The sequence below is a fragment of the Sorangium sp. So ce834 genome (genome assembly GCF_051521425.1).
GTDB classification, from domain to species: domain Bacteria; phylum Myxococcota_A; class Polyangia; order Polyangiales; family Polyangiaceae; genus Sorangium; species Sorangium cellulosum_D.
This window is the reverse complement of sequence record NZ_CP150351.1, coordinates 9237293-9254271: the sequence shown is the minus strand read 5'-3', so window position 1 is coordinate 9254271 and position 16979 is coordinate 9237293. Positions and strand designations below refer to the sequence as shown.

Annotated in this window: 14 protein-coding genes; 12 read left to right on the top strand and 2 right to left on the bottom strand. The window is 73.0% G+C overall.

The features are described 5' to 3' along the window. Nucleotides 1-269 precede the first annotated feature (269 nt). Both WMF20_RS33735 and WMF20_RS33730 read left to right on the top strand, forming a co-directional pair. Nucleotides 270-713, top strand: coding sequence for a gamma-glutamylcyclotransferase family protein (locus tag WMF20_RS33735; protein WP_020738752.1), 444 nt, complete (start codon nucleotides 270-272; stop codon nucleotides 711-713). A gap of 177 nt (nucleotides 714-890) precedes the next feature. After that, complete coding sequence (locus tag WMF20_RS33730) at nucleotides 891-2666, top strand: ATP-binding protein (protein ID WP_437605952.1); 1776 nt, start codon at nucleotides 891-893, stop codon at nucleotides 2664-2666. A gap of 56 nt (nucleotides 2667-2722) precedes the next feature. Here WMF20_RS33730 and WMF20_RS33725 read toward each other — a convergent pair whose 3' ends face one another. Then, nucleotides 2723-3754: an isocitrate/isopropylmalate dehydrogenase family protein gene (locus WMF20_RS33725; protein WP_437605951.1), complete on the bottom strand. Its 1032-nt coding sequence runs from the start codon at nucleotides 3752-3754 to the stop codon at nucleotides 2723-2725. A 317-nt stretch (nucleotides 3755-4071) separates the two neighbouring features. Between WMF20_RS33725 and WMF20_RS33720 the strand changes: the two genes are divergently transcribed. Then, complete coding sequence (locus tag WMF20_RS33720) at nucleotides 4072-5127, top strand: serine/threonine-protein kinase (protein ID WP_129578192.1); 1056 nt, start codon at nucleotides 4072-4074, stop codon at nucleotides 5125-5127. A gap of 48 nt (nucleotides 5128-5175) precedes the next feature. On the opposite strand, the gene WMF20_RS33715 is transcribed toward WMF20_RS33720, so the two are convergent. Further along, complete coding sequence (locus WMF20_RS33715; RefSeq protein ID WP_207217577.1) at nucleotides 5176-6042, bottom strand: oxygenase MpaB family protein; 867 nt, start codon at nucleotides 6040-6042, stop codon at nucleotides 5176-5178. 339 nt (nucleotides 6043-6381) lie between these two features. Here WMF20_RS33715 and WMF20_RS33710 point away from each other — a divergent pair, with 339 nt between their 5' ends. From WMF20_RS33710 to WMF20_RS33670, 9 genes are all read left to right on the top strand, one after another. Beyond that, entirely contained in the window at nucleotides 6382-6726 is a 345-nt protein-coding gene (locus WMF20_RS33710) for a sigma-70 domain-containing protein (protein ID WP_165374335.1), read from the top strand. A gap of 227 nt (nucleotides 6727-6953) precedes the next feature. Then, nucleotides 6954-7322: a ribosome hibernation-promoting factor, HPF/YfiA family gene (gene hpf, locus WMF20_RS33705; protein WP_129578190.1), complete on the top strand. Its 369-nt coding sequence runs from the start codon at nucleotides 6954-6956 to the stop codon at nucleotides 7320-7322. A gap of 572 nt (nucleotides 7323-7894) precedes the next feature. Continuing rightward, nucleotides 7895-8374 (top strand): PTS sugar transporter subunit IIA, encoded by a 480-nt coding sequence (locus tag WMF20_RS33700; protein WP_129578189.1) that lies wholly within the window; start codon nucleotides 7895-7897, stop codon nucleotides 8372-8374. Continuing rightward, nucleotides 8371-9663: an HPr(Ser) kinase/phosphatase gene (hprK, locus tag WMF20_RS33695; RefSeq protein WP_437605950.1), complete on the top strand. Its 1293-nt coding sequence runs from the start codon at nucleotides 8371-8373 to the stop codon at nucleotides 9661-9663. Before WMF20_RS33700 ends, hprK begins: the two co-directional genes overlap by 4 nt. Then, on the top strand, nucleotides 9660-10721 hold the full coding sequence (gene rapZ, locus WMF20_RS33690; protein WP_129578187.1) for an RNase adapter RapZ: 1062 nt from the start codon (nucleotides 9660-9662) through the stop codon (nucleotides 10719-10721). Before hprK ends, rapZ begins: the two co-directional genes overlap by 4 nt. Continuing rightward, the gene (locus WMF20_RS33685; protein ID WP_437605949.1) at nucleotides 10718-11002 is read left to right on the top strand and encodes an HPr family phosphocarrier protein; all 285 of its coding nucleotides are present in this window, start codon (nucleotides 10718-10720) and stop codon (nucleotides 11000-11002) included. The genes rapZ and WMF20_RS33685 overlap by 4 nt, the downstream gene beginning before the upstream one ends. Continuing rightward, a complete protein-coding gene (gene ptsP / locus WMF20_RS33680; protein WP_437605948.1) occupies nucleotides 10999-13131 on the top strand; it encodes a phosphoenolpyruvate--protein phosphotransferase in 2133 nt (710 codons plus the stop codon). The genes WMF20_RS33685 and ptsP overlap by 4 nt, the downstream gene beginning before the upstream one ends. A gap of 121 nt (nucleotides 13132-13252) precedes the next feature. Continuing rightward, nucleotides 13253-15526 carry a bifunctional metallophosphatase/5'-nucleotidase gene (locus WMF20_RS33675; RefSeq protein WP_437605946.1) on the top strand — a complete coding sequence of 758 codons (2274 nt, stop codon included), beginning with the start codon at nucleotides 13253-13255 and terminating at the stop codon, nucleotides 15524-15526. Further along, nucleotides 15523-16968 carry a hypothetical protein gene (locus tag WMF20_RS33670; RefSeq protein ID WP_437605945.1) on the top strand — a complete coding sequence of 482 codons (1446 nt, stop codon included), beginning with the start codon at nucleotides 15523-15525 and terminating at the stop codon, nucleotides 16966-16968. Before WMF20_RS33675 ends, WMF20_RS33670 begins: the two co-directional genes overlap by 4 nt. Nucleotides 16969-16979 lie beyond the last annotated feature (11 nt).

Sequence of the window (16979 nt, the reverse complement as noted above, 5' to 3'; positions counted from 1 at the left end):
CGGAGAACGACGCAAGCGAGGCGCGCTTTTGCCCACGCGCAGATGGGACAGCCAAAGGGCCGCCGATCCATCGCCCCTCATCTCGGCACCCACCCTCGTCCGAGCTCCACACCCGAGTCGCAGCTCCCCCGGAACACAGGTGCAACGTTCCCATGGCGCTGCAGCTCCCCCGCGCGCCGCCGGCATCCTCCCGGCCGACCTTGCGCCCGCTCCCTCCCTTTGCGAGGGTCTCTGCCGGGCCGCCGAGCCCGTCCCGAGGACCACGCCCGATGACCACCAGCGAGATCGCGCTCTTCGTCTACGACAACCTCATGAAGGGCGAGGACCAGCACGAGTGGCTCGCGGCGGCCCGGCCGCTCGGCGCGGCGACCACGACCCCCCAGTACGCGCTCGTCGACCTGGGCACGAGCGGCGCTCTCGTCGAGGGCGGGCTCGTCGCCGTGACCGGCGAGCTCTACGCCATCGCGCCCGCCGCGCTCGCCGCGCTCGACGTGCACCGGGGACACCCGATCCTGCACCGGCGAGCCGCCGTCCGCCTCGCCGACGGGCGGGAAGCCCAGGCCTACCTCCTCTCGATGGAGCAGGCGGCAGGGTGCCGCCGCGTCCGCGAGGGCGACTGGCGGAAACGCCGCGGCGCGCCCGGCGCCGCGCGAACCCGGGACAACAGCCCGCTCGTGAGCTGGGCAAAACGACGCTTCGATCCCTCCCGCTGACCGACCGCCGGCGGCACGCGCCGCACACCTCCGCCCGTTCGTTCGCGCGGCCTGCGCGTCCTCTCCGCCTGCTCGCTCGCGCCGGCCTCATCGCTCACGCCGCCCCATCGCTTCGACGTGCCATCCGCTCGAGCGGCACCGCCCTCCACAGGTGCTAAACCAAAGACGGAGGGACGCATGACGACGATCGCGGCGCATGACCGGCCCCCGGGCACCCACGGAGATCCTGCTGCTGCGGCCGCCGCCCAGCTCGCGGCGGCGATCGTCGCGGCGTCCGCCGCGCTCTCCGGGAAGCGCGATCCGCGCCAGATCCACGACGCCATCGTCGAGCAGGCCACCCGGCTGCTCGGCGCCGACCTCTCGCTCCTCCACGACGCGCCCACGCCGGCAAACGGCGTGCGCGCGATCCGCCTGCTCGCCGCCTCCGGCCCGCCGGGCGCGCTCGCCGGGGCGCTCGACGATCTCACGAGCACCCCATCCCTCGCCCTGCACGCCGCGGAGAGCCGCCGCATCGAGCTCGCCGCGGCGGACGAGGCTGCCCTCGAGCGCTTCGCCGACGTGCGCGCGATCGACGCCTGCCTGAAGGGCTGCTGGGTGCTGGCCGCCCCCCTGCTCGCCGCCGGGCGGCTGCTCGGCGTCCTCACCTGCGCGTTCGGCGGCCGCGGCGCGCCCTCGGCGGAGCTCCTCCCGCGCGTCCAGGCGCTCGGCGCGCTGTTCGTCCTCGCGCTCGCCTCCGCCGAGCGCGAGGGCGAGCCGCGCGACGAGCGCCAGCCCCACCGCGCGCCCGCCGACGCCGTCGGCAGCTCGGGGGCGCAGCCGCGCGCCGAGGCGCTCCTCCGCGACGCCCAGGCCGCGCTCCACGAGGCGAACGCCCGCGTCGCGGCGGAGCAGCAGTGGCTGCGCAGCATCATCGAGGACTTCCCCGTCGCGATCGCGGTCTTCGACGAGCGCGGCGGCCGCTCGCTCGTCGCGAGCCGCCGCTGCGAGCAGCTCTGCGACGGCGCGCACCCCCTCGCGACGCCCGCGCCCGCCCGCCGCGCGCTCCTCTGCGCGCCCGGCGGTCGGCCCCTCCAGCACCACGAGATGCCCCTCGTCCGCGCCGCGCGCGGCCAGGGGATGACCTGCACGGAGCTGTGGTTCCGGAGGAGCGACGGGAGCCATATCCCCGTCGTGGTGAGCGCCGGCCCCGTCCGCGACGACCAGGGCACCATCCTCGGCGCCATCGCCAGCTACGAGGACGTCACCCATTTCATCGAGCGCGAGCGGCTCCGCGAGGAGTGGCTCTCCATCGTGGCGCACGACCTCAAGCAGCCGCTCACCGCGATCTCCGCGTGCGCGGGCATGCTGTCGCGACGATCCGAGGCCGCCGACGTCCGGGGCTCTAGCCGGAAGATCCTGGCTAGCGTCCAGCGCATCGAGCGGATGGCCGAGGACCTGCTCGACGCCTCCAAGCTCGAGGCGCGCCGCTTCTCCCTCGAGCGGCGGCCGATGGACCTCTGCGCCCAGCTCCGCGCCGCCGTCGAGCTCGCCACCATGGAGCGGCCGGAGCGCGCCGTCGTGCTCGCCGCCGACGAGGACGTGCCGCCCGTCCACGCGGACGCGGCGCGCGTCGACCAGGTGGTCGGCAACCTCCTCCTCAACGCCGCCAAGTACGGCGACCCGAGCGCGCCGACCCGGGTGACGCTCTCGCGCCGCGACGCCGAGGTGGAGGTCGCGATCGAGAACCGCGGGCCGGGCATCCACCCGGACGAGCTGCCGAAGCTCTTCCAGCGCTTCCAGCGGCTCACGTCAGGCCCGTCAAGGAGGAACCTGCCCGGCACGGGCCTCGGGCTCTACATCTGCAAAGGCATCATCGAGGCGCACGGCGGCCGCATCTGGGCGCGGAGCGAGCCGGATGAGACCACGTCGTTCCACTTCACGCTCCCGCTCGCGGAGGCGCCCCCGGACGGCTGACCTCGCGCCCGCGGCGCGCCGGCGCCGCACCTGCGCCGCGAGGCCCCGAGCGCCGCTCAGCCGTTCTTGATGCGCGCCACGATGGCGTCGGTGAGCGCCTTTGTGTCCGCCTTGCCGCCGAGATCGCGGGTGCGCACCCCGTCGAGGTTCAGCGCGCCGTCGATCCCGGCGCGCAGGCGGCTGGCGAGATCCCGGCGGCCGACGTGGTCGAGCATCATCGCGGCGGCGAGCATGAGCGCGATCGGGTTCGCCACGCCCTTGCCGGCGATGTCCGGCGCCGAGCCGTGCACCGCCTCGAAGATGGCGGCGTTCTGGCCGATGTTGGCCCCGGGCGCCATGCCGAGGCCGCCGACCAGGCCCGCGATCTCGTCCGACAGGATGTCGCCGAAGAGGTTCGTCGTGACGATGACGTCGAACTGCCACGGGTTCAGGACGAGCTGCATCGCGCACGCGTCCACGATGCGCTCGTCGGTCGCCACGCGGCCCTCGTAGGCCTTGCTCACCTCGCGCGACGTCTCCAGGAAGATGCCGGTGAGCGCCTTCATGATGTTCGCCTTGTGGACGATCGTGACCTTCTTGCGGCCGTTCTTCTCGGCGTAGTCGTAGGCGAACTCGGCGATGCGCCGCGAGCCGACCCGCGTGTTCACGCCGGACCCGATCGCCACCGCGTGCTCGTCGCTGCCGATGGGGATGTAGTGCTCGAAGCCCACGTAGAGGCCCTCGAGGTTCTCCCGCACGAGCACGATGTCGATGTTCTCGTAACGGCCGCCCGGGATCAGCGTGCGCGCGGGCCGCACGTTCGCGAAGAGCTTGAACTCCTGCCGCAGGCGCACGTTCGAGGAGCGGTATCCGCCGCCGATAGGCGTCTCGAGCGGCCCCTTCAGCGCGAGCTGCGTGCGGTGGATGCTGTCGAGCGTGGCCCGGGGCAGGGGATCGCCGGACTCCTTGACGCCGGCCATGCCGGCCACGCACGTCTCCCATTCGAAAGGCGCGCCGAGCGCGTCGAGGGCGCGCAGCGTCGCCTCCACGATCTCGGGGCCGATACCATCGCCGGGGATGAGGGTCGCAGGATGCATCTGTGAGGTCACGGGCTCTGTCTCTCGGGCTCGGGGTGGGTCGCGTCGTCCAGGAAAGTTGCACGCATAGTCGAGGTCCGCGCCGCGATCTACCTCCCGGGACGGCAGATCGCGCCCTCGACGGAGCGCGCGCCGCGCGTCCCGTCGTCACCGCCGTCACCGTTATGCTCCACATGTTTCAATTGTTTCATGCGCTCCGCGCTGGCCTGCGCGGGTCCGTGTCGCTCCGCGTGGATCGGTTTTGTTTCATGTTGGTTTACGTACGATTGCTCGCCGGGACGCATGTCCCTTGAGGATCCCCGCCCGCGCCGCCATCATGTTGCGCGCCCATGATCTGCCCGCGCTGCCATCGCGGTTACGCCGACCGTTCGTACGCGTTCTGCCCTGACGACGGCGCCCGCCTGGTTCAGTCCCTGTCGGCCGCGCAGCCCGCGCAGCCGACGCGGCAGTTCGGCGCCGTCCTCGAGGACCGCTACGTGATCCAGGGCTTCATCGGCGCCGGCGGGATGTCGCGCGTGTACCTCGCCGTGGACAGCCACACGAAGGAGCAGGTCGCGGTCAAGATCCTGAACCGCACCTTCGCCGCGGACCGGACCCAGCGCGAGCGCTTCCTCCGCGAGCTCGAGGTGGCGGCCGAGCTCGGGCACCCCAACATCATCCGGGTCCTCGACGCGGGCGAGCGCAAGGACGGGTCTCCGTTCATCGTGCTCGAGCTCCTCACCGGCGAGTCGCTCGGCGCCCTGCTCCGCCGCGAGGTGGCCGTGAGCGAGGCCGTCGCGCTGCCGCTGATACGGCAGGCGGCGTCGGCGCTCGCCGCCGCGCACGCGGCCGGGATCGTCCACCGCGACGTGAAGCCGGACAACATGTTCCTCGTCCGCTCCTCGAGCGGCCCGCGCGTGCTCAAGATGATGGATTTCGGCTTCGCCAAGGTGAGATCGGGCCCGGTGACCGCGGCCGGCCTGGTGCTCGGCACCGTCCCCTACATGGCCCCGGAGCAGGCCCTCGCCGATCCGGTCGACGGCCGCACCGACGTCTACGCCCTCGGCGTCACGATGTTCCGCATGCTCGCCGGCCAGCTGCCCTTCTCCTCGCCGGACGACGTGGTGGTCGTCGCCCAGCACGCCTGCACCCCGGCGCCCCGGCTGAGCGCGATCCGCCCCGGCATCGACCGGCGCCTCGAGGCGCTGGTCGCCACCGCGCTCCGCAAGCTGCCCGGCAACCGCTTCGACTCGATGCAATCGCTCCTGGAGGACGTCGAGCGCATCCTCGGCGCCCGCCCCGGCGCTCCGATCGGCGCGCCGCTCCGGAAATCCCCCGACGTCTACGAGCCGGTGAACCCGGCGGCGCGCGAGGCGCTCAAGTTCCTGCGGCGCCAGCTGCCCTGAACGGGCATGCGTGTCCCCGCGGGCGCGCGCGGCGCAGCGGCGCGCGGGTCAGCGCGCGCCGAGGTCCTCGACGCGGTAGCCGTCCGGATACGTGCGGCTCTTCCTCTTGGTGAGCAGGCGCGGCGAGCGCCGGCGCGGCATGGCGCGCAGGAGCGGGCCGCGCGCGCGGAGCGCGGCCTCCACGACGCGGCGCAGCGCCGGCGGCGGCCGCTGCAGCCCGAGCGCGTCGAGCAGGGGATCGTCGACGATCGCGTGGATGACCTGCGCCCCGAGCGGCCACAGGGCCTTCGGCAGCACCCAGCCGAGCATGAGGTCGCGCGTCGCGACGGCGAGCCTGCGGTTGTTCTCCGAGAATCGCAGGTGCTCCGCCTCGTACTCGACGTTGAAGCGCTCGTACGCCTCGTAGCTCGGCGGGATGTCGCGGATGTTCATGAGCGTCCCGACCTGCTTCCAGTAGTGGTACGCCGCGAGCTTCTCTTTCTCGAGGAGCGGCCGCCAGGCGAAGCGCTCGTTCCAGCGGATGGGCTCGAAGATGAACGTCGACAGCGTGTACAGGTACTCGTCGTTCGGGATGGTGTAGCGCCTGTGCTGCTGGTTCATGCGCCGCAGCGCCGTCCGGCCGCGCTCGCTGTCGTATCCGTTCTCCAGCATCTCGGAGAGGATGAGGACCGTGTCGTCGTAGCGCTTCTGGGTCCGCTGCAGGAGCTCCCCTGTCTGCACCAGGAGCGGCGTGCCCTTCGCGATGCCGAAGACGCGGAGCAGCGCGAGCTCGAGGGCGCGGTGCGTGTCCCACGGAAAATCATAGCACGTCGAGAGAAACGCGATCTCCTGATGATCCTGGACCGGATCGAGGTTCGCCTCGATATGGTCGCGGATCGCATAACGCGATCGCGATTTGGGAGGAGCCCAGCGCATAGAGAGATCTCCTGAGTTGTATCCGATCGATGACGGCTCTGTGTCTATCATACCTCCGCGAATCCTGGCGGAAACGCCGTTGAGCCGGTGCGGACGCCAACGACGATGAGCCGACGCCGACGAGACGAGGTGAGGACGGACGCCGCGCGCGGCGTCCGTGACGTGGGGACGACGCGGCCCGCGCGCCGGAGAGCCGGTCGTTCAGGGCTCCCGCGCGACCAGGCCGCCGCGGCTGCGCGGGGGACGGGCTCGGGACGCCCGGGCGGCTCCGCGCCGATGGCGCCCGCGCCGGGGCGGGGCGCGCGTGCGCGGCCTGCGCGAAGGTGGCACCCTAGCCCCGTGCGGCCTGTCATTGACGACATGATCCAGGAGCTCCTTACTCGCCATCGGTCGACCGGCCGGGTGGACCTCAACGACATCGCCGACGTCATCGACCGCCGGCCGGTCTCGTACGAGGAGGTGGAGCACATCATCGACCGGCTCGAGTCCGAGGGCCTCCGGGTGGCCGAGCCGCTCGACGCGGGCGACGTCGAGGTGCTCCGGGCCGTCCTCGCGAGCGCGAGGCGGCTCGCGGCCGAGCTTGGGCGCAGACCCACGATCGGCGAGATCGCGCTGGCCTCTGGTCATGCCCCGCACACGGTGCGCCGGGCGCTGGAACAAGCGGGGCGCGCCAAGACTTGTTGAAGAGGACGCATGCAGGCCGCGCCGGACACAGCGCAGCGCGGCAAGACGCGGAAGAGGCGGCAAGACGCGGCACAGCGCCAGAGCGAGAGGAAGGCAAACAAAACGAAAGAGCCGCGCCGTTGAGGGCAGACCGGAGCTCTACGTCAGTGTTATTGTGGAGATGGAGGGGAGCTCTGTCGCCGTAGTCGATTGTTTCCTCTACGCATCAGGGAAGGAAGGCTGGCCCGATGAACATCACGATCACGTTCCGGCACATGGTGGGTACCGAGGCCGTCAAGAAGTACGCTCACGAGAAGGTCGCCAAGCTCCAGAAATTTCTTCGGCAGGCAATGACGGCGCAGGTGACCCTCTCGGTCGAGGGGTTGATGCACGTCGCCGACGTCCGCATCTCCTCCGGCAGCCTGGCCTTCCAGGCCACCGAGCGGGGTGAGGACATGTACGCGTCGATCGACACGGTCCACGACAAGCTCGAACGGCAGATCCGCGATGGAAAGGGGCACACGATCGCGCGGAAGCGCGGCGGGACGAGCGCCGGCGAGTACGCCGCCGAGGTGGAGCGGGAGGCGGTGGCAGCCGCGGGACGCGGTCGATCCTGAGCCGCGGCGCCCGCCGCCGGGGCGGCGGAGCGCGCGCGATCCGAGCTGCCGCGCTCGCCGCCGAGGCGGCGCGGCGGCGCGGCGTACCGGGGCCTGAGCCGCCGCGCTCGCCGTCGCGGCGGCGGCCTCTCCCGCGGGGGAGCTGCGCGCTCGCCGCCGCGGCGGCCGCCTGCCGCGGGTGAGCCTCCACGCTCGCCGCCGCGGGTGAGCCTCCACGCTCGCCATCGTGGCCGGCGGCCCTCGCAAGGTGAACTGCCGCGCTTGCCGTCGTGACGGCGGACGGCGCGCGCTGGCGACCGACCCGGCGCCGGCGCGCACGCGGTGACCCGCCCGGCGCCGGCGCGCTCGCGGGCGACCCGCCCGAGGCGCCTGCTGCCCGCGGCGCGGGCGATCGCGGCGCGAAGATCGCTCCCTCCAGGGCCGCCGGCCGCGATAGCGTCCTTGAGTCGCGTACCCGAGGTCCCCAGGGTACGATGGCACGTCGGCGCGCCTGGCCCTGGCCGAGCGCCGCGCCGCCCGTACCGCGTGCGCCACAAAAGAGCCCTCTCACCTCGCCGAGCGCCGAAATCAGCATGCAAGTCTGCGACATCTTGACCGCGCACCAGGTATCCGTCGCCAGCGAGCAGGAGGGGGTCGTCCGCTCCAAGGCGGACGCGCTCCGCCGGCTCGCCGCCCTGCTCGCGACAGGACAGCAGGGGGTCAAGAGCGAGGACATCGAGCGGGTGCTCGCCGAGCGCGAGCGCCTGCAGTCCACCGGCGTCGGCAGCGGCGTGGCCATCCCCCACGGCGCCATGGAGGGGATCGATCGGCTGATCGGCGCCGTCCTGCTCTGCCCGAAGCCGATCGACTTCGACGCGATCGACGGGGCGCCGGTGTCCATCCTCATCGCCGTCATCGGGCCGAAGCGGGCCACCGGGGAGCACCTGAAGACGCTGGCGCGCATCTCCCGCCTCCTGCGGGACGAGACGTTCAGAAGGCGGCTGCTCGGCGCCTCGACCGGGCGGGCGGCGTTCGAGCTCATCGCCGCCGAGGAAGGGAGGTCGGTGTCATGAGCAGCTCGCGCGGCAGCGCACAAGAAGGCGACGGGGGCGGCCGGGTGCCCCCCGCGACCGGCGCAGGGCGGCCCGATCGCCCCGCCCTCACGGTGCGGAGCCTGATGGCCGACGACGGGCTCGGCATCGAGCTCACGCTGATCGCCGGCGCCGCGGGCCTCGACCGGCCCATCATGAACACCCGCATCCAGAAGTCGGGGCTCGCGCTCGTCGGCCACTTTCACGGCATCGTCCCGACGCGGGTGCAGATCCTCGGGCAGACCGAGCTCTCGTTCCTCCACAAGCTCTCCCGCGAGGACCGGCTCCTGTCGCTGCGCGGCTTCTTCGAGCTCGGCCTGTGCTGCGTCATCCTCACGCAGGGCGACCAGCCGTTCGACTTGAACGGCTCCGGCGTCGGCTTCGTCCCCGTGCCGGAGCTCGCGCAGTGCGCCGAGGAGAGCGGGACGCCGCTCCTCGTCTCGGCGGTGCGGTCGAGCGTCACGATCACCGCCCTGCACGCGCTGCTCGACGACCGGCTGGCGCCGCGCATCCGCCTGCACGGCGTGCTCGTCGACGTCTTCGGCGTGGGCCTCCTGCTCGTGGGGTCGAGCGCGATCGGCAAGAGCGAGTGCGCGCTCGACCTCGTGATGCGCGGCCACCGGCTCGTGGCCGACGACGCCGTCGAGTGCGATTACCGCCCGCCCGGCATGGTGTTCGGCGCGCCGGCCGAGCTCCTCCGGTACCACCTCGAGGTGCGCGGCCTCGGCATCCTCAACGTGAAGGACCTCTTCGGCGTCACCTCGATCCGCGAGCGCAAGCGCATCGACGTCGTGGTGAAGCTGGTCGAGTGGTCGAGGGACACCGAGTACGACCGGCTCGGGCTCGACGAGCGGTACCACACCATCCTCGGCGTGAAGATCCGCGAGCTCGTCATCCCGGTGCGCCCCGGCCGCGACATGGCGTCGATCCTCGAGGTCGCCGCCCGCAACGAGCTCCTGAAGAACGCCGGGTTCCACGCGGCGCGCGAGTTCTTCGGCAACGTCGAGGGCGAGCTGCTCCGCGAGCGCTCGGCCGAGGAGTCGTCGGTCCCGCCGCCGGTGCGGCTCGCGGAGGAGGGCGCCCCGCGCGGCGCGGCGCCGCACGGCCCGCCCCGCCCGCCGCGGCCCGGCCACGGCGTGGAGGTGCAGAGCCCGCCGAGCAGCGCCTTCCGGCAGCCCGTGGAGCGGGGGAGGCCGCCGGAGCGGCCCGGCACCGGGTTCGTCGCCACGGAGTCGTCCGTGAGCCTGCCGCGGCCGAGGAGGCGAGGGTGAGCGGCGCGCCCGACCCGCTGCCGCCCGCCCAGCCGCCGTCCGACGGCGCGACGGCGCGCGTCGTCGTCGTCACGGGCCTGTCGGGCGCCGGCAAGTCGACGGCGCTCCACGCCCTGGAGGATCTCGGCTTCTTCTGCGTCGACAACCTGCCCACCTCGCTCGTCCGTTCCGCGGTCGAGGCGTGCGAGGCGGGCGGGATCAACCGGATCGGGCTCGGCATCGACGTCCGGGTGGGCTCGTTCCTCGCGGGCGCCACGGCGGCGCTCGACTCGATCCGGGTCGGCCGCGACGTGGTGATCCTCTTCCTCGACGCCTCGGACGAGACGCTGCTCCGGCGCTTCAGCGAGACCCGGCGGCCGCACCCGCTGACGACCGGCGGCAGCGGCGCCATCGCGATGCTCGACGGCGTGCTCCTCGAGCGCGAGCGGCTCGCGTCGCTGCGGGCCAGGGCGACCATCGAGCTCGACACGACGCGGCTGTCGACGCACGACCTGCGCCGCGTCGTCCTCGAGCGGCTGCGCCCGGCCAAGGTCGATCTGCCCCGGATGTCCACCCGGTTCATCTCGTTCGGCTACAAGTACGGCATTCCGCTCGACGCCGATCTGCTCTTCGACGTCCGCTTCCTCGACAACCCGTATTTCGTCCACGGCCTGCGCGAGCTGACGGGCAACGACGAGCCGGTGCGGGAGTACATCCTGAAGAACGCGGACGCCCTCGAGTTCATCAGCAAGACCGAGCAGCTGCTCGCGTTCTGCATGCCGCGCTACGCCGACGAGGGAAAGAGCTACCTCACGATCGGCATCGGGTGCACCGGGGGCCGGCACCGCTCCGTCGTGCTCACCAACGTGCTCAGCGACAGCCTGCGGCGGAAGACGGGCCTCCCGATCACGGTCGTCCACCGAGACGTCGCCCGGGCGAGCAGTAGTATAGTACCCTCCGGGGCGGGTGAGGGCATGGCGGGGACGCCCAGCGTGGATTTCCGGCGGCTGCAGCCTGGGACGGCCGCGGCGGAGTCGCGCCCGGCGTCGGACAAGAGCGTGACGGGGGGCGAGCGGTGACGATCGAGGGGGTGAGGAGGCGGTTCACCATCATCAACGTGCGCGGGCTGCACGCGCGCGCCGCGACGAAGCTGGTGCAGCTCGCGGGCCGCTACGACTGCGACATCTCGCTGACCGGGCCGGACGGGCAGTCGGCCAACGCGAAGAGCGTGATGGGGGTGCTCCTGCTCTGCGGCTCGATGGGCACCCAGATCGAGGTCCACGCGACCGGCGATCAGGCCGCCGAGGCGGTCTCCGCCATCGGCGAGCTGATCGCCTCACGCTTCGGAGAGAGCGAGTGACGTCCGGCCGGAGCGCGCTCTCCGCGGGGGCTCCGGGCGATCACGCCGTCCCGGCGGACGCCGCCCGCGGCGACCCGGGGGCGCCCGGCGCTCGCGGCGACCCGGGGGCGTCCGGCGCCCGCGGCGACCCGGGGGCGCCCGGCGCGCGGAGCGACTCGGGGGCGCCCGGCGCGCGGAGCGACTCGATGCCACCTGGCGCCCGCGGCGACTCGATGCCACCTGGCGCCCGCGGCGACTCGATGCCACCTGGCGCCCGCGGCGACTCGATGCCGCCTGGCGCCCGCACCGAGACGCTGCGGGGCATCTCCGGATCGCCCGGGGTCGCCATCGGCGCCGCCGTCGTGATCGGCGGGCACAGGACGGATCACCCGCGCCGCCGCGTCAGCTCCAGCGAGATCGGAGCAGAGCTCGAGCGCTTCGAGACCGCGGTCGAGCGCGCGCAGGACGAGCTCCGCGACATGGCGAAGCGCCTCGGCGACCACCGCGCCGAGGCGTCGATCCTCGAAGCGTACCTCCTGATGCTCGGCGACGAGGCGCTCGCCGACGCCGTGAGGCGCCAGGTCCTCGAGGAGCGGCGCTGCGCCGAGTGGGCGGTCGCGACCGCGTGCGAGGCGATCGCCGGCCGCTTCGCCGCCCTCGACGACCCGTACCTGCGCGAGCGCAGCCACGACGTCATGTTCGTCGGCGAGCGCCTGCTGCGCGCCTTCACCCTCCCGCCCCAGGAGCCGCCGTCCTCGCGCGACACCGGGCCGCTCTCCACCCGCAGCCTCATCGAGCTCCAGAACTCGATCGCCATGCCGGCGACGTTCGGCGCGGCGCTGCCGCGCTTCTCCGGGCCGACCATCCTCATCGCGCACGACCTCTCGCCGGCCGACACCGCGGCCATGGTCGACGAGCCGGTCGTCGGCTTCGTCACCGAGGTCGGCACCCGCACGAGCCACACCTCCATCATGGCCCGCGCGCTGGAGATCCCGGCCGTGGTCGGCGTCAGCGACGTGCTCCAGCGCGTGATCACGGGCGACGTCGTCGTGATCGACGGCCTGCGCGGCACGGTCATCGTCCGGCCCGGGCCCGTCGAGCTCGCGGAGGCGCGCGCCCGCGCCGAGCGCTACGGCGCGCTCGCCAAGGAGCTCTCGGAGTCCAGGCACCGCGCGGCCGAGTCGAAGGACGGGGTGAAGGTGTCGCTCCGGGCCAACGTCGAGCTCCCGGCCGAGGCGATCCTCGCGCGCGACCAGGGCGCCGACGGCATCGGCCTCTACCGGACCGAGTTCCTCTACATCGACCGCACGTCCCCGCCCTCGGAGGACCAGCAGTTCGAGATCTTCCGCGCCGTCGTCGAGGCGCTCCGCCCGAAGCCGGTCACCTTGCGCACGTTCGACATCGGCGGCGACAAGTTCGTCTCCACCTTCCAGGTGCCGCCGGAGATGAACCCGATGCTCGGCCTCCGCGCCGTCCGGCTCGCGCTCTCGCGCCCCGACGTCTTCCTCGAGCACCTCCGCGCCATGGTGCGCGCCTCCGCCTTCGGCGACGTGCGGATCATGATCCCCATGGTCGCCGGCCTCGGCGAGCTCCGGCAGGTGCGCGAGCTGCTCCGCCGCGCGCAGGAGCAGGTGCGCGCCCGCGGCCAGCCCTGCGCCGACGAGATCCCGCTCGGCGTGATGATCGAGGTGCCCGCGGCCGCGATCATGGTCGACCATTTCGCGCGCGAGGCCGCGTTCCTGAGCCTGGGGACGAACGACCTCATCCAGTACGCGCTCGCGGTGGACCGGACCAGCCGCTCGCTCGCTTACCTGGCCTCGCCCTTCGACCCGTCGATCCTCCGGCTGATCACGAAGGTGATCCGGGCGGGCCAGGAGTACGGCCGCCCGGTCTCGCTCTGCGGCGCCATGGCGAGCGACCCGCTCGCGGCGCTGCTGCTGCTCGGCCTCGGCCTCCGCGACTTCTCGATGGAGGCGGCGGCGATCCCGGAGATCAAGGAGACGCTCCGGCGCGTGACGGTCGCCGAGGCCGAGGCGGTCGCGGCGGAGGCGCTCGCCTGCACCACGGCCGAGGAGGTCGAGTGCTGCGTCGCCGCGGCGTTCGCGCCGGGCCTCTACGACCTGCTCACCGGAGAGCGCGACGCGCGGTGACCGGCCTGCGCACGGGAGAGCGCGGCGCGCGGTGACCCGCGTCGCAGGTCGACGGTCTCGCCGTCTTCACCTCCTTTTCGCTTGAGCTCGCGGGGAGGGCTTCCTAGCGTGATGCCGCTTCATGAAGTCCCGTAAAGCCATGGGCGCGGCGCCGGGGGCGACGACGCGGCCCTCCGAGGCTCCCCTCTCACCGGCGCGCGGGGCCGCGGCGCGCTCGCCGGCCGCGTCGCGCGTCGCGCGCGCGCTGGCCGCCGGCGCGGCGGCGCTCGGCCTGTGCGCGGCGGGCTGCGAGCAGGAGCAGCCGCCCACGCGGCTCGTGGGCCAGGTGCACCTGACCCTGCTCCACACGTCGGACATCCACTCGCGGCTCTTCCCGTACAACCTGCAGCTCGGCCAGGTCGACGCGGGGCTCGGCCTCGGCGAGGCGACCTCCATCGCCAACGTCGGCGGCGCCGCGCGCATGTCCCATATCATCGGCCGCGAGCGCGCGCGCTCGTCGCGCGTGCTGCACCTCGACGGCGGCGACTGCTTCCAGGGGGCGCCGATCTTCAACTTCTACTCGGGCGAGGCGGAGATCCGCACCCTCGGCGCGATGGGCGTCGACGCGATGATCGTCGCCAACCACGAGTTCGATCGCGGCGCGCTGAACCTCGGCGTGCAGCTCCAGCAGAACGCGAGCTTCCCCATCCTCGCGGCGAATTACCTCCTCGAGGACCCCGCCCAGCCCGGCGCCTCGCCGCTCGGCGCGATCCTGCAGCCGTTCACGGTCTTCGACCTCGAGGGCCTGCGCGTCGGCGTCATCGGGATGGGCAACCTCTCCAGCCTGACCTCGATCTTCGAGGCGCCGAACCGGCTCGGCGTCACCCCGCTGAACACCACCGAGGTCGCGCAGTTCTACGTCGATCTGCTCCGCCCCACCGTGGACGTCGTCGTCTTCGTCACCCACCTCGGGCTCGACGTCGACGAGCGGATGATCGAGACCACGACGGGCATCGACGTCGTGCTCGGCGGGCACAACCACATCGTGCTCCAGCCGCCGAAGCGCGTCCGCGACTGCTCGCGGTACTACGACGAGGAGGCGCAGCGCCACTACATCCTCCTGAACGACGAGCGCTCCCCGGAGGCGGGCGAGAAGCGGCGGCGCTACTGCACGCCGCGCGACGTGGTCCTCGCGCACTCCGGCGCGTTCGCGAAGTTCGTCGGCCGGCTCGACCTCGTGCTGTCCAAGGATCCCTCGGAGCTCGGCGCCGACTACGACCCGCTGAACGGCTACGAGGTGCTCTCGGACCGGTACGAGCTCTTCCCGGTGACCGAGGGCGTGCCGGCGGACCCGATCGTCGCCTCGGTGCTCGAGCCGTACGCGCAGGGGCTCGACGCGCTCGCGAACCTCGATCTGCTGGTCGGCTACGCGCTCGACGGCTCGCGCCGCGTCTCCACGAGCGGCGGCGACTCGCCGCTCGGCAACCTGATCGCCGCGGCGATGTGGCTGCGCCTCGGCATCCAGACCGACTTCGCCCTCACCAACACGACGGGCATCCGCGCCGACCTCGTGCCCGGCCCGGTGACGGTCGAGCAGATGTTCAACATCTTCCCCTTCGACAACTCGATCTCGAAGATGCAGCTCTCCGGCCTCGAGGTGCAGGACCTGTTCGACTTCGTGGCGCGCCGGTCGAGCGGCCGCGGGTGCGTGTCGCAGGCGCAGATCGCGGGCGCTCGGGTCGTCATCGACTGCGCCGCGCGCGCCTCCGAGGGCGCCGCGCCCGGCGTCGCGACCCACGTCTACATCGGCGCCCACGACCCGCCGATCGCGTGCCCGAACGGCGACGCCGACTGCCCGGGCGGCCTCACCGGCAGCTGCGACGTCGAGGCGAACCGGTGCTGGCAGCCGATCGACCCGATCGCCACCTACGAGCTCGCCACGTCGAACTACCTCGCCCAGGGCGGCAGCGGGTTCCGCGTGCTCCAGCGCAACACGACCCAGTTCGACACCCAGGTGCAGCAGCGCGACGCGCTCATCGATTACCTCCGCGCCGGCCGCCCGTGCGGCGCGGACGACCGCGGCGAGCTCGCGTCGTGCCAGCGGGACGCCGACTGCGCCGGCGTGGGCGAGGGTTACGTCTGCGCGTGCCCCGAGTCGGTCGTCGAGGGCCCCGTGTGCAAGACCGGCGGCGCGCCGTGCGCGCAGGGCGCGTGCGTGCTCGCGCGCTGCCGCGACGACGTCGCCGCCTACCAGCGCGACGTCTGCGCCAGGGCGCCGACCCCGGAGGTGCGACAGCAGTGCGAGGGCGCGCTCGCCCCGTGCAGCGCCGCCGGCGAGCAGTGCAAGTACCTCGCGTGCGTCGACCGGCGGCTCGGCAACTTCTCCGACGGCCGCCTGCGGATGGTGGGCCAGTGACGCCGCGGGCGCGGCTCCAGGCGGCCCTGCTCGCCGCGGCGCTCGCCGGGTGCGGCAGCGACGCCGGCCCGCCGCGGGGCGTCTCGAGCTTCTGGGTCCAGGTCGTGGAGGTGAACGGGGCGGCGCCGCCCTCCGCCGAGGCGCCCCTCCCGGCCAACCGCGGCGACACCGTGGACGCCTGGTCGTTCCGGATCGAGGCGCGCGACCCCGCCGGCCGCCGGGCGCCGTTCGACGGCATGGTCCGGCTCAGCGTCGAGCCCGGGGCCGTGGTCGACGTCGAGGCCGACGAGGCGGACCTCGCCGTCGGCCGCAACGTCCGCCTCCGCGGCGGGGTCGCGACCGGCGTGGCCCACGTGACGGCCGTCTACGGGCCTGCCCGGCTCTGGGCCGAGGACGTCGGCTACGAGCCCGCGCCCCGGGGCGGCCGGCCCGCGTGCGCCAACGGCGAGAACGACGACGCCCCGGGCGACGTGCTGATCGACTTCCCCGCCGACCCCGGGTGCGCGTTCGCCGACGACGACAGCGAGGAGGGCGGCACCTTCAGCGCCGGCGCCTCGAAGCCCGTCGCCTACGCCCTGCCGCGCATCGCCGACGTCCAGGGGGGCGGCTCGGCGACGCCCTACGCGTTCGAGGGGATCCAGATCAACACCGCCGCGCCCCAGGAGGTCGTCGTCACGCGCGTCGCGAGCGACGGCTTCTACGTCACCGATCTGGCCGGCCAGGACGGCGGGTACAACCACCTCTTCGCGTACAACTTCAACACCCCCGCCAACATGCGTGTCTGCGATCGGCTCCAGTACCTCGCCGGCACCGTGAACGAGTTCTTCGGCTTCACCGAGCTCTCGTTCCCGTCCTACGAGATCGCGCCCTTCCACGAGGGGGAGCCGTGCCCGGTCCCGGAGCCGACCGTGCTCGACGCGCGGACGATCGCCGACGCCTCGGCCATGGAGCGCCTCGAGAGCGGGCTCGTGCGCGTCGAGGGGGTCCACATCAGCAAGAATTTCGGCCCGAAGCCCGCGCGGAACAACGTCTTCGGCCCGGAGCAGTCGAGCTGCGATCTCAACGGCGACGGCCAGGTCGACTTCGAGAGCCGGGCCGAGGGGAGCTGCGCGAACGCGTGCTCGCGCGACCCCGAGTGCAGCGAGTGGACGAGCTTCTCCGCGCGCGGCAACTACAAGGTCACCGACGGGTCGAGCATGATCCAGATCCAGACGGGCACGGTGAGCGCCTTCGATCCGACGTCCCACCGGGGCCGCGCGCTCGAGGCCGTGACGGGCACGCTCCGGAACTTCTCGGGCGGCTCGCTGAACTGGACGATCGAGGCCCGCTGCCCGGACGATCTCGTCTGCGAGGCGCCCGGCTGCGCGCCGGCCGCGAAGCCCTCGACGGAGGCCTGCGTGCGGCTGCGCAGCCTCGACGACAACGACGCGGAGACCAACTAGCCGCCGCCTCC

Bases quoted from the DNA above. Each gene is read 5' to 3' on its own strand.
- WMF20_RS33735 (WP_020738752.1), top strand. From the start codon at position 270: ATGACCACCAGCGAGATCGCGCTCTTCGTCTACGACAACCTCATGAAG.
- WMF20_RS33730 (WP_437605952.1), top strand. From the start codon at position 891: ATGACGACGATCGCGGCGCATGACCGGCCCCCGGGCACCCACGGAGAT.
- WMF20_RS33720 (WP_129578192.1), top strand. From the start codon at position 4,072: ATGATCTGCCCGCGCTGCCATCGCGGTTACGCCGACCGTTCGTACGCG.
- WMF20_RS33715 (WP_207217577.1), bottom strand. From the start codon at position 6,042: ATGCGCTGGGCTCCTCCCAAATCGCGATCGCGTTATGCGATCCGCGAC.
- hpf (WP_129578190.1), top strand. From the start codon at position 6,954: ATGAACATCACGATCACGTTCCGGCACATGGTGGGTACCGAGGCCGTC.
- WMF20_RS33700 (WP_129578189.1), top strand. From the start codon at position 7,895: ATGCAAGTCTGCGACATCTTGACCGCGCACCAGGTATCCGTCGCCAGC.
- hprK (WP_437605950.1), top strand. From the start codon at position 8,371: ATGAGCAGCTCGCGCGGCAGCGCACAAGAAGGCGACGGGGGCGGCCGG.
- WMF20_RS33675 (WP_437605946.1), top strand. From the start codon at position 13,253: ATGAAGTCCCGTAAAGCCATGGGCGCGGCGCCGGGGGCGACGACGCGG.